We start from the raw sequence: 11,994 nt of genomic DNA, 5'->3' as shown, positions 1-11,994 counted from the left end.
ATATTAGCAACAATACACAACAAAATCAGCTCTCGTGGCAAAAAAAAAACTTACTCCAGAAGACAGCGATTTATTTCGTCAAACTATCGGTAAAGTACAGACTGTAAAAAGCGATAAAGTGCTATTAACAGAAGGTAACAAGCCCAAACCCTACCCTAAATCACAGACCGTTAATGTAGCGGAACACCTAAACGGCGCGGCCGATTTTAATGTTGAAAACGTAGGCATTGAAGACTCGCTGAGTTTTGCGGAGCCAGGGTTGCAGCATAGCGTCCTGAAAAAACTGCGCAAAGGCCAGTTTGGACTGGACGCCGAAATCGACCTGCATGGCCTGAACAGCAATGAAGCAAAACGGCAATTGCTGCATTTTCTGCATGACTGTGTAGAAGACGGCTGCCGCTGCGTGCATATCATCCACGGCAAGGGCTATCGCTCGATGGACAACCACCCCGTATTAAAAAACAATCTCAACTTATGGCTGAGACAACACAAAGACGTTCAGGCCTTTTGCTCCGCACCACCGAAAGACGGCGGAACAGGAGCGGTTTTTGTGTTACTCCAGCTGTCGGAAAAATATGATGCGTAAAGCCATTTGGCATGGATTGCCGCCTTTTGTCGACTCTGGACAAGAGCTAGGAATAGACTATACTCGAGTCTCATTTTTAAGCTCAACGGGTAAAATAACATGAACAGAATACTTTTAATTATAAGCGTCTTGCTCTTATCTGGATGCTCGCAAAGAGTCATCGATTTCACCGCTATATCGTCAAAAAACATTGATCTGTCGAAAGGAGCGGATTTCAAGCGGTCTCCGGCTCGGGTTAAGGGTGAGGATAGAAAGCATATCTTTGTCATCTTCCCTACCGGATTTCCAAGCGCCAAGGAAGCGATGGATAAGGCTATCGAAAGCGTACCCGGAGCCGTCGCTTTACTTGACGGCGTGGTTACCACGCACTCTTGGTACTTTCCCGGCATTTACGGTCAAAACTGGGTTGAGGTTGAGGGGACGCCTTTGATTGATCCTTTGTTGCTGAAAGGGGGACATTAACCGCTCACTTTTCGCCATACCAGAAGAAATAACATCAGGCAGTGGCCTTCAATGCCAGGCTACTCCGTTCCCCATTCCTTCGCCTCAGCATCAAGAGAGGAAACAACAATGACGGCCGATACCGATATAATCCACCAAGAGCTCCTGGAAGAAGCGCAAACGCATTTGGGACACTTGCTTCACTTTGCAGTGCAAAAACCCGACCTCGACTTAAAAGACGAGTTCATAGGCAGAACAATCCCGCTGTTACACAAAAACATAAAAGATCTGTCGCCCCAAGAACGAATAGACTTATGGTCGACTTACAATGAATTATCAATATTACTCTATCCGGTTACACCCGAAAGCCTGGAGGTAGCGGAGGACTTGAATAAAGATCGAAAAAACAGGATAAGAGGCGTTAAGGGAGAACTGCAAGGGCTGCTTGGTTTTTTGGTGTTTTTTGTTGTTCTTTTCGTGTTGGCTCAGGGCTATTCCCTCGTTCTGGAAAAAACCATTACTAATATCGATACACTGGACAAAGAATACATCAGCCTAAAAGAATCTGAATCCACGGCGAGAACCGCAAAAAACGACGCTGACGAGAAATCCGAGCCGCTGCTCTCCATTCTTGCGAAAAAGAAAATGAATGAAGACCAAACAGTGTTGTCGACACGTAAGGCGTGTGAATTAATTGATTTTATATCCACATGCTCACCAAAACAGGATGCCGAAAATAATGCATCCGATAGCGCCCAATTACAGCCCAAAGTCATTATAGAAACCGTAAAAGCTGTCGCCGCATTACTCAACGTTCTCCTGCTCCCTCTACTCCTGGGTTTTCTGGGGGCTATCGCTTACCTGGCTCGAAATACAATAAACCAGATTACCAGCAACAGTTACATACCATCATGGCCCGGACGCTACAGTATGCGCGTCCTATTGGGAGGTTTGCTCGGTGTAATGGGCCCATTGCTGTACTCTTCAGACAAGATCGACGAGATCGGAATGAACCTGCTGCTGTTCGCCTTTTTGTTGGGATATAACGTCGAACTGGCTTTCTCCATCTTTGACCGCCTCATTATCTACGCCAAGGACAAAATAAAAGCCGAACCCAAGCCGTTAACTATATCAAGCCCTAGCAACCCAGATTCCGCTACAGAGGCGCCCAAGCCACCAACGAATCCGCGACCGGCTACACCAACACCACCGGATAGTGGGGCAAATAATACGGGATAATAAGGCAATTCTCCGGTTACCTACAACGCGTCACAGGCAAAATTCGGGACCCGTGAAAAAATATGCTTTACCGTTAGCTTCGCATACGAATAAGAAGAACATTGGTCCGAAGCACTGGTGAGACAGGGTAATCCTGACGGGACAAGCAACCGACAAAACCGGCTGCTTGTCCCGTCATCCTACACGCTATTAAATATCTGGGGGCTAAAAACTCCTCCCACCAAGGGCTTTTATCCGCACGGCCGAAAAAGCGTCAAGATCCTCTACAGCCGCCGCCGTTCGGCGTATCAGTTCCAGGTTGCAATCCAAATTCATCATGCCGCCCACAGCGAGCGTGACGATCATCGCCTCGAAAGCATAAACAAGATGGACGCGGTATCGTTGCATCAGCAGGTCATTATCAACGCCGGCCACCCCATTATCCGCCAGCGCTTGAGCATACTTGGCAAGCAACTCCGCTTCGTGAAGCCTGCGCATTTCAGGACTGAGCGCAGTCGACAGAAAATAAGCCACATCGCTGACGCCTTCGCCGACACGGACCAGTTGCCAGTCAAGAAAACCAACCTTTGATCTGTCCTTGTTCCAGAATAAATTACCGGGATGACAGTCGTGATGAACCAGCGTTTGCGGCGCATCGGAAAGAAAGCGCATCGCCGAACGGCGATGCCGGGCATACTGAACGGCGGACGCATGCAGAACAGGCGGTATAAGCGTCCCTGCCTGCCTTAAACCGCGTTTCATCAACGGTACCGCCAGAACCGTACCCAGGAAATCTTCCAAAACCCGAACCGGCCCCGCCAACCAGCGATAATTTGGGTCATTATTCACGCTGTTCCAAAACCGCGCATGACAGTGGGCAAGCTGTTCTACAACCAAAACCGCTTGCTCAAATGTCAAGGTATCGCTGGCGGCGCTGGCGATACCGTCAAACTCCGCAACATCGGCAAGCACCAGCGTCGCCCCCCAGCCAAACCGGCTTTGCGCCGCCAAACAAATAGGCTTGTTAAGAGGCACGCTCTGCGCCAATTCATTATAAAAACGCACTTCGGTATGCAGCAGCCGCGGCAAAGCGGTAATCGTCTTCGCCCGCCACGCCAATGATGGTAGTTTTACAAACCACCGGCTCGGCAGGCTGTCCGGGCCGTCATGCTCGACGGCGACGCAAACCCGCGTAGTCGTACCAACGTCAACAGCAACAACATCCACGTTGCTAACGGCGGTGTCGGCATCATGTCTGTCGACAACCTGCTGAGCCCAGGCAACCGTTAAATCGCCAGGCCGGCTTGCGAGAATGCTTTGTTTCATTGTTATGTCTGGCTTTTGATGCGGGTCTGTATACTGATTTGAGCTATAGTGGGAAGCGATACAAAAACTTATTGGTCCAACAATAGCTAATAATGCGGCGGTACTTCTTCGGCATTTTCGCCGCCCGCACCTTCGGCAGACAGGCTTTTAATACGCTCGTTGAGCATTGTGCAAGTCGCTTCCAGGCGGTCTATCTGTTGCTGTTGTCCGGCGACTATTTTATTCAAGGCTTGCAGCAAATCTTCCTGGTAAGCCGCTTTTATTTCCAATTCGATTATGCGTTCATCGTTCATAAGGCGGCTTAAATCACTTTTGAAAACTGTTGTTGTTTTTGCGCCAGATATTTGTCGAACACCATGCAAATGTTGCGGATCAACAAACGGCCTGCGGACAACACCTTGACGCCTTCTGCCGATAGCATCAACAAACCGTCGGCCTGCATCGGCGCTAATGCCTCAAGTTCCTTGGCAAAGTAAGAAGCAAAGCTAATGCCGAACTGTTGTTCGACAGCGGCAAAGCTCAGATCGAAATGGCAGATCAGCTGGGTGATCACGGCGCGGCGCAGCTTGTCGTCATCATCCAGCTCGACGCCTTTAAATACCGGCAATTTGCCTTGGCTGATCAGCCGGTCGTACTCGTCCAGCTCTTTGACATTCTGGATATAGGCGTCGCCCACCCGGCCGATCGAGGTAATGCCCAAGCCCACCAGATCGCAATCCGAATGCGTGGAATAGCCCTGGAAGTTGCGGTACAAATGCCCCTCGCGCTGCGCAACGGCCAGCTCGTCATCGGGTTTGGCGAAATGATCCATGCCGATATAGACGTAACCGGCTTCGGTCAGCCGTTGCCCGACCATCTGCAAGATAGCCAGCTTGACGTCGGGCGTCGGCATATCGGCGTCGTTGATCTGGCGCTGGGTTTTAAACCGTGCGGGCATGTGCGCGTAGTTGAAGATCGAGAACCGGTCCGGCGCTACCGCCAAAATTTTATCCAGCGTCTTGGCGAAAGTCTCCACCGTTTGCAGCGGCAAACCATAGATCAAATCGATATTGGTCGAGCGAAAACCCTCGGCTCTGGCGGCCTCCAAGACGCTGAAGGTCTGCTCTTCGCTTTGCAGGCGGTTGACGGCTTTTTGCACGGCCGGATCGAAATCCTGTAGCCCCAAACTGACCCGGTTAAAGCCCAGCTCGCGCAGTTGCTTCATGGTCTGGCCGTTGGTTTCACGGGGATCGACTTCTATGGAATATTCGCCCTTGTCGTCATTCCTTAAGTGGAAATGTTCGCGGGTGACATCCATCAGGGTAAGCATCTGCTCGTAACTTAAGAATGTCGGCGTGCCCCCGCCCCAGTGCAATTGATTGACCACCCGGCTGGAGTCGAACAAATCGCCCTGCATCGCAATTTCCTTGCACAGATTGGCCAGGTACGGTTCCGCATGTTTGCGGTTTTTGGTGACGATTTTATTGCAGGCGCAGTAAAAGCAGACGGTATCGCAAAACGGGATATGAAAATACAGCGACAGCGGCCCGCCTGCGGCATTGGACTTTGTGATGTGCCGGCGGTATTCCCGATCGCCGAAGCCTTCGTGCAATTCCAGGGCGGTCGGGTACGAGGTATAACGCGGACCGGCCTTATCGTAGCGGTTAATCAGGCCCAAATCGAATTGTATAGATTGATCCATCATTTTACTTGGCTGTTGATGACGATTTTATGGGAGCTTTTATCCGCCAACGTGACCTGCTCGATAACGCCGATCAAGTCGCCGGGCTGTTGTGTCGCTCCGCCGGATTTGGAAATGCGCGCCAGCAGCTTGACTTGCTCGAAATTCGACAGCTTCATGTTTGGCATCATCGCCATCGCATCGGTCAAGCTGACGATTAACGGCAAGTCGGAAACCTGCTTGCGCACGATAGCCAGCGGCATTTTGGGGCCGGATAATGCCTGGGCATAAATGAAAACGGTGTAGTTGGGTCTGACTGATTTTTGCAACTCGGGCGCCAAGCTCACCTGAACGTCAATGCTCGCCGTTTCAACAGGTTGCGCGGGTTTCGATTCCGCTGGCGCGGCAGCGCCTTCCTGCATCTGGGTTGCAAGCTTGGCCAGCAAGCCTTGTATTTCCTGCCGGGCTTCCGAACCCGGCGGCAACTGCGCTTCCAGTTTTTTCCACAAGTCCATTGCCGCGGCGAAATCGCCTGTTTGCCCTTTCGCCATGCCGCCCAGCCACAGGCCGGTTACGTTATTGGGCTCCATCGCCAAGGCTTTAAATATCAGTTCCGAAGGTTTTCCGCCTAATTGTTCGTTGTTGGCAAAAGCCAGCGCGTCGGCATAAAGCAGCATGATTTCCGGTTGATCGCCTAGCAATTTATAAGCACGTTCAAAGGCGGCAACGGCTTTAGGATATTGCTGCAAATATTTGTAAGACCGGCCCAGCATAGTCCAGCCCAGCGCATCATCCGGCTGTTTTTCCAGACGCTCGGCTAATCCTGCAACCATCTTGCTGATTTGTTCCTGCTCGGGCGTTGCCGCAGTTTGCTCGGCCTGGCCTAATGACCGATAGCTGCCTAATGTCCAATAAAGCGAACCCGCGAGTAAAGGTATTGCAACAATCAGCACGGACGCCATCCAACGCCCCTGGGAGGGTGATATTTTTGCATGACTGTCTATATCGAGATCGTCGCTCAAGGCCTGTTCAAGCTCGACCAACTGCTCGTCATAAAGCGCCTGAGTCAATGCGCCTGCTTGCAGCTGTTCCTTTAATTCAGCCAACCGCTGCCGGGCGATAGCGATATTACGCTGATCTTGGTCCGCCTCTGCAACCGGATGCTTTCTCCATAACGGAGGCAGCACAAACAGAAAAGCGATTAATACCATTACGCTGACGATCAGCAAAAATAACATATTCAAGACTGGTCACTCTCTTCCAATAAGCTGCGGATTTTTTGCTGCTTTTCAGCGTTGATTTCAACATTTGCTACGTTTTTTTTGCGCCGGGCGAATAAAAACACTGCAATTAAACCGATCAGCAGGAACACCGCCGGTCCTATCCACAACAGACCGGTTTTGAGCTTGAACGGCGGATTGTATAAAACGAAATCGCCGTACCGGTCCGTCATAAATAGGGCTATGTCCTGCTTTGATTTGCCTTGTTGCAGCATTTCGTACACCTGCCTGCGTAAATCCGCGGCCAGTTCCGCATTGGAATCGGCGATGGTCTGGTTTTGGCAGACCAGACAACGCAATTCCGAGGTCAGGTTTTCGTAGGCGGCTTGTTGCTCAGGATTGGCAAACTGCCGGTATTCGACGCCGGCGCAGGCCATGCCAGCCAGCGCCAACAGAAAAACGATAGATAAATGCTTCATTAATTTTCCGCTTGTAACTTGGCGATCAAAGGCAGGAAGGTTTGCTGCACATCCTCGGGCGTAACCGGTCCGGTATGCTTGTAGCGGATCACACCCTGTTTATCGATGACGAAGGTTTCCGGCACCCCGTAAACGCCCCAGTCGAGGCCGATGCGTCCGTCCTGATCCATGATGCTGACATCATAAGGGTTGCCCAATTGCGCCAGCCAGCCTAAGGCGGCTTCCGGCTCGTCCTTGTAATTCAGGCCGACGATAACGGCGGCTTTGGTTTGCGCCAATTGGTTTAGTACCGGATGTTCGGAACGGCACGAGGCGCACCACGACGCCCACACATTAAACAGCCAGACTTTGCCTTTCAAATCGGTCTGGGATAATTTTTCTTCAGGCGCTTGAAGCTTGGGCGCGGAAAACGCCGGGGCCGGTTTGTCGATCAACGGCGAAGGAATCTCGTTGGGATGAAGGTTCAAACCCAGCGCCAGGAATACTGCAAGGACGATAAATAATATTAACGGGAGAATGTATTTAAGCATTATGTTTATTTTTGTTAATTAGACTGATTAACCAACATGTTGTTTACGCGCATTAATAAAGCTTTTAGTTTCTTGAAGTTCCAGCATTAAAAACCGCTTTAACGCATCACTGTCATCCTGTAATTCGGTGACAATTTGATAAAGTTGGGTAATCGTGTCTTCGCGTAACCGTTTAAGTCGTAAACAATTGAGATTTAAGACTTTCAATGTGTGTTTTGCTTTATCAATATCTGATGAGTCCAGATTGGGATGCGCAATAGCCTCACCATCCAATTCAAAACTGAAATAACGCTCACAATCCGAATCTGTAGGTTTGATAAACAGCGATTCGTCAAAGTTATTCGTTCTTTTTAATTGGGCATGTCCACAGCTAACGGGGGCAGGATCTTTTTCATCTGCTTTTATCTCGCCTCCTGTGGCAAAACAAGACAATACCAAATTGTCATAATCGAAGGTTAAGGCTTGATGATTTTCTTTCGGCAAAATATGGTCAACATGAGAACCAATATTTTGATCTTCAGTATTTTCTAATGTTATTTCACAATAAGCACACAAACCCTGTTGACGGGCATGTAACGCAGTTTTTAATTGATTTCTACTTGCAGTTCTTTTGGTAAATCGTTTCCATGCTGCTGTTGGGTTATCAGGAATGGGTTGCCTTATTTTGCAAGATTGTAACAGATGAGGAATATCAGAACTTACTGGTATATATTTCACTCCATCCCCCGCTTGGCTTTCCATTTGCTGATAACCATATCGGCTAATTTTAATTTGCTGTATTCACTACCAAAAGCGTATTCGAGTATTTGCCGCCATTTTATGACTTCTGGAGAGTCAATATCGCCCTGATTAATACGTTGCAAATAGCGTTGCAGTAAATCTGCTTCATCAGTGTGTGGTCTGGAACTGGTGTGCATAATGTCTTCCAGTGCAACTTTGCTTTCTTCGCCATAAGGATTAATTTCTGGCGTTACTACGTCGCCATTAGCGTATAACAAGCGGATACATTTTGCTTGGACAGTAGTTAATACCTGTGGGCTATGCGTAGTGACAATGAACTGTATTTTCGGAAAGGCTTTACACAAATCAACCAGCACTGTTTGCTGCCATTTTGGGTGTAAGTGTAAATCGATTTCATCAATCAGAACAATGCCCTTGGTTTCCTCCGTTGGTGAGGCTAAATGAGGGTTTAACTGAACACAGCGATATGCAATATCTGCGGTTAAACTTAGCATGGCCTTTACGCCATCACTTAATTGTGCAACGGGAATATAAGCAGTATCAGAATCGTTACCCACATGATGTAAAACTAAATCGCGCAATTCAAAGTTATACTCCAAGGCGTTCCAACCAGAAATAGCCAGACACTGGTCAATTGCTTTTCTAACATGCTCAAGTTCTATAGAACGACGGGGTAAATTAGAAACATCCTTATATCCCCATAATTCCGACATGTCAGCACTTGTTATAAATGAAACGTAATAGTGCGCTTCAGCAAGGCTAGCCTCTGTGAACCATTTTTCAAACAATGTATAGGTTGCGTCAGGATTTAGAGCATCACGGTAACCATACATTCTAGATTGTGACTCAATAGACTTTTTGTTGCTTGGTTGAGCTTGTTTCCATAATCTGCCTGTACCGTAATAAGCAATAATTGGCAACTCTACTTGCTCACCATTTCTAACGAGTTGCTGCAATTTTTTTGCATAGTCAGCAAGGATTCTGGCTTTACCAAATGTTGTTTGCGTTTTTTTTCCTGTTAGTTCTCGTGACCATTCTACAGATTGATCATCAATAATACCTTTAGCTGTTAGGGCGATAGGAAATTGCGGTTCCATTCTTTTTCTGATTACTTTTTGGGGAGTTAGAGGCTGAAAAGGAGAGCTTTGCGCTATTAATCTAGCATCTTCAGGCTTAAAACCTTTACCTATTCCTGCATCAATGCCTCTCAGGAATGGACTGTGTGCAATAGCAATGGCATCGAGAATTGCCGTTTTGCCTACGCCATTCTCGGCAACAAGCACCGTGAGCTGTTCATCAAAATCAATCGATAATGAATCAAAGCAACGAAAATTGCTTATCTGCACATTTTTTAATTTCATTGTCGCTCTTGCCTACCTTTAAGCAAACATTGTCCGAATAACATCACTATACCGTTTTAGTTATCCGGTAACGCCGGTCGCAAGCGGCGATCAATCCGCCTGCCGCCATGAACAGCGCGCCCAGCCAAATCCAGCGGATGAATGATTTGTAATAAATTCTAAGGCTCCACGCGCCCTTGTCACCCAGCGGTTCGCCTATAGCCACAAACAAATCCCGGAACAATCCGGCATCGATAGCCGCTTCGGTCATCGGCATTTTTTGCACCCGGTAAACCCGCTTTTGCGGCTCCAGTTTGGCGACCTGCTTGCCTTCGTAACTGACGGTCACAAAGGCTTGTTCGGCAACATAGTTAGGCCCTTGGGTTTGCTTTACACCGTGAAATTCGAAGATATAACCGGACATATCCAGCTTGTCGTCGGGAGCCATGCGCACATCTTTTTCGATGCTGTAAACGGAGGTCAGGGTAATGCCGATTACGAATACCGCGATGCCTAAATGCGCCACGGTCATGCCGTAAAAGCCGGCCGGTACGCTTTGCAGCCGTTGCCATGAAAAACCCTGCGGCCCCATGCGGTCGACAAAAGACAGTGCTGTGATTGCAACCGTCCACAACGCCAACGTTAAGCCCAATACCGCACCCCAGGAGTAAAAAGGCATGACCAACGGAATCAGCAAACCGACGGCGACGCAGGCTAAAACAATCCAGCGCACCCGCAGGGCAATCACGTTGATATTGTCTCTTTTCCAGCGCAATAACATGCCCAAGCCCACGGCTATCGCCAGCGGCGCCATTAGCGGAATGAACACGGCGTTAAAGTACGGGGGGCCGACCGAAATCTTGCCCAATCCCAACGCGTCAATGACCAAGGGATACAACGTGCCCAGCAAGATGCTGGAAGCGGTTACCACCAGCAACACGTTGTTTAGCAATATCGCCGACTCTTTGGACACCAGCTCGAAGGTCGCGCTGCTTTTGACGTAGGGCGCTCTTATCGCGTACAGCAATAACGACCCGCCTACCACGATAGCCAGAAATATCAGTATGAACAAACCTCTGGCCGGATCGCTGGCAAACGCATGTACCGAGGTTAACACGCCGGAACGCACCAGGAAGGTACCGAGCAGGCTTAACGAAAACGCAAAAATCGCCAGCAATACGGTCCAGGTCTTGAACACGCCGCGTTTTTCGGTGGCGGCCAAAGAGTGAATTAGCGCGGTGCCGACCAGCCAGGGCATGAATGAGGCGTTTTCGACCGGATCCCAGAACCACCAGCCGCCCCAGCCCAGTTCGTAATAAGCCCACCAGCTGCCTAATGCAATGCCTATGGTTAAAAACATCCAGGCGATGTTGGTCCAGGGTCTCGACCAGCGCGCCCAGGCCGCATCCAAACGGCCTTCCAGCAAGGCCGCAATCGCAAAAGCGAACGCCACCGAAAAGCCGACATAGCCCATATAAAGCATCGGCGGATGGATAGCCAAACCCGGATCCTGAAGCAAGGGGTTCAAGTCGCGCCCTTCGATAGGAGCAGGGAACAGGCGTGCGAACGGATTCGAAGTCAGCAATAAAAACAGGATGAAACCGATAGAGACCAGCCCCATTACGCCTAAAACGCGGGCGACGGTAACATCGGGAATCGCGCGACTGAACAACGCAACCAAGCCCGTCCAGCAGGACAGCACCAGCGCCCAAAGCAATAACGAACCTTCATGCGCGCCCCAGACGCCGGAAACCAGATACAAAACCGGCAAGGCGGTATTGGAATTAGTCGCAATGTATTTGATCGAAAAATCATGGGTCAGGAAGCCATAGGTCAGACAGCCGTAAGAAACGACCATGAACAACAGCTGGCCGAATGCGGCGGGCCTTGCGACGCTAATCCAGCCGGAAATAGACCTGGAAGCGCCGATGATCGGCAGCATTCCTAAAACAACGGCCATGCATAAGGCCAGAATCAGCGAAAAATGTCCCAGTTCTGCAATCATGATTATTGCCCTGCAACCGGTGCCGGCTGGTTTTTCAAACTGCCTTTTACTTCCGGCGGCATGTAGTTTTCGTCATGCTTGGCCAACACTTCTTCGGCGATAAACACGCCCTGCGCATTTAGCCTGCCGTTCGCAACGATACCTTGGCCTTCCCGGAACAGGTCCGGCAGGATGCCCGTGTATTCGACGGTCACATCCTTGCTGAAATCGGTCAGTTTAAAGCGCACCATCAACCCATCATTCGGTCTTTCCACAGAGCCTTTAATAACCATGCCGCCCAAACGAAACAAGGTGTCTTTTGGCGCTTTGCCTTCGACGACATCGGTGGTCGAAAAAAAGTACATCAAATTTTCATTGAAAGACTTGAGCGCGAACCCCGTCGCAAGCCCCGCTCCAATAACCATCAGGCCGATTAACATTAAACGCTGTTTTCTGGCTGGTTTCATGA

13 protein-coding genes are annotated in these 11,994 nt (G+C 49.5%); 3 read left to right on the top strand and 10 right to left on the bottom strand.

From position 1 onward, the window contains the following. Positions 1 to 34: 34 nt before the first annotated feature. The 3 genes from V3O24_RS14985 to V3O24_RS14975 all read left to right on the top strand — a co-directional run bounded on the left by V3O24_RS14985 (position 35) and on the right by V3O24_RS14975 (position 2,266). Positions 35 to 586 carry a Smr/MutS family protein gene (locus tag V3O24_RS14985; RefSeq protein ID WP_331307837.1) on the top strand — a complete coding sequence of 184 codons (552 nt, stop codon included), beginning with the start codon at positions 35 to 37 and terminating at the stop codon, positions 584 to 586. A gap of 99 nt (positions 587 to 685) precedes the next feature. After that, on the top strand, positions 686 to 1,048 hold the full coding sequence (locus tag V3O24_RS14980; RefSeq protein ID WP_331307836.1) for a hypothetical protein: 363 nt from the start codon (positions 686 to 688) through the stop codon (positions 1,046 to 1,048). Positions 1,049 to 1,156: 108 nt separating this feature from the next. Continuing rightward, positions 1,157 to 2,266 carry a hypothetical protein gene (locus V3O24_RS14975; protein ID WP_331307835.1) on the top strand — a complete coding sequence of 370 codons (1,110 nt, stop codon included), beginning with the start codon at positions 1,157 to 1,159 and terminating at the stop codon, positions 2,264 to 2,266. Between the two features lie 204 nt (positions 2,267 to 2,470). Here V3O24_RS14975 and V3O24_RS14970 read toward each other — a convergent pair whose 3' ends face one another. The 10 genes from V3O24_RS14970 to ccmE all read right to left on the bottom strand — a co-directional run bounded on the left by V3O24_RS14970 (position 2,471) and on the right by ccmE (position 11,992). Further along, positions 2,471 to 3,571, bottom strand: coding sequence for a phosphotransferase (locus V3O24_RS14970; protein WP_331307834.1), 1,101 nt, complete (start codon positions 3,569 to 3,571; stop codon positions 2,471 to 2,473). A gap of 86 nt (positions 3,572 to 3,657) precedes the next feature. Then, positions 3,658 to 3,864 (bottom strand): SlyX family protein, encoded by a 207-nt coding sequence (locus tag V3O24_RS14965; RefSeq protein ID WP_104422970.1) that lies wholly within the window; start codon positions 3,862 to 3,864, stop codon positions 3,658 to 3,660. Between the two features lie 8 nt (positions 3,865 to 3,872). After that, the gene (gene hemN / locus V3O24_RS14960) at positions 3,873 to 5,252 is read right to left on the bottom strand and encodes an oxygen-independent coproporphyrinogen III oxidase (RefSeq protein WP_331307936.1); all 1,380 of its coding nucleotides are present in this window, start codon (positions 5,250 to 5,252) and stop codon (positions 3,873 to 3,875) included. After that, positions 5,252 to 6,469, bottom strand: a complete 1,218-nt coding sequence (ccmI, locus tag V3O24_RS14955; protein WP_331307935.1) for a c-type cytochrome biogenesis protein CcmI — start codon at positions 6,467 to 6,469, stop codon at positions 5,252 to 5,254. The genes hemN and ccmI overlap by 1 nt, the downstream gene beginning before the upstream one ends. Positions 6,470 to 6,471: 2 nt before the next feature. Next, the gene (locus V3O24_RS14950) at positions 6,472 to 6,930 is read right to left on the bottom strand and encodes a cytochrome c-type biogenesis protein (protein WP_331307833.1); all 459 of its coding nucleotides are present in this window, start codon (positions 6,928 to 6,930) and stop codon (positions 6,472 to 6,474) included. Further along, positions 6,930 to 7,460 carry a DsbE family thiol:disulfide interchange protein gene (locus tag V3O24_RS14945; protein ID WP_331307832.1) on the bottom strand — a complete coding sequence of 177 codons (531 nt, stop codon included), beginning with the start codon at positions 7,458 to 7,460 and terminating at the stop codon, positions 6,930 to 6,932. Before V3O24_RS14945 ends, V3O24_RS14950 begins: the two co-directional genes overlap by 1 nt. A 27-nt stretch (positions 7,461 to 7,487) precedes the next feature. Then, positions 7,488 to 8,201: a retron system putative HNH endonuclease gene (locus V3O24_RS14940; RefSeq protein WP_331307831.1), complete on the bottom strand. Its 714-nt coding sequence runs from the start codon at positions 8,199 to 8,201 to the stop codon at positions 7,488 to 7,490. Continuing rightward, a complete protein-coding gene (locus V3O24_RS14935) occupies positions 8,174 to 9,562 on the bottom strand; it encodes an AAA family ATPase (RefSeq protein ID WP_331307830.1) in 1,389 nt (462 codons plus the stop codon). Before V3O24_RS14935 ends, V3O24_RS14940 begins: the two co-directional genes overlap by 28 nt. A 46-nt stretch (positions 9,563 to 9,608) precedes the next feature. After that, the gene (locus V3O24_RS14930; RefSeq protein ID WP_331307829.1) at positions 9,609 to 11,546 is read right to left on the bottom strand and encodes a heme lyase CcmF/NrfE family subunit; all 1,938 of its coding nucleotides are present in this window, start codon (positions 11,544 to 11,546) and stop codon (positions 9,609 to 9,611) included. Positions 11,547 to 11,548: 2 nt separating this feature from the next. Further along, complete coding sequence (ccmE, locus tag V3O24_RS14925; protein ID WP_104422976.1) at positions 11,549 to 11,992, bottom strand: cytochrome c maturation protein CcmE; 444 nt, start codon at positions 11,990 to 11,992, stop codon at positions 11,549 to 11,551. Positions 11,993 to 11,994: the final 2 nt, after the last annotated feature.

The sequence above is a fragment of the Methylobacter sp. Wu8 genome (genome assembly GCF_036440755.1).
GTDB classification, from domain to species: Bacteria; Pseudomonadota; Gammaproteobacteria; order Methylococcales; family Methylomonadaceae; genus Methylobacter_A; species Methylobacter_A tundripaludum_A.
This window is presented reverse-complemented; position numbering and strand designations above follow the sequence as displayed.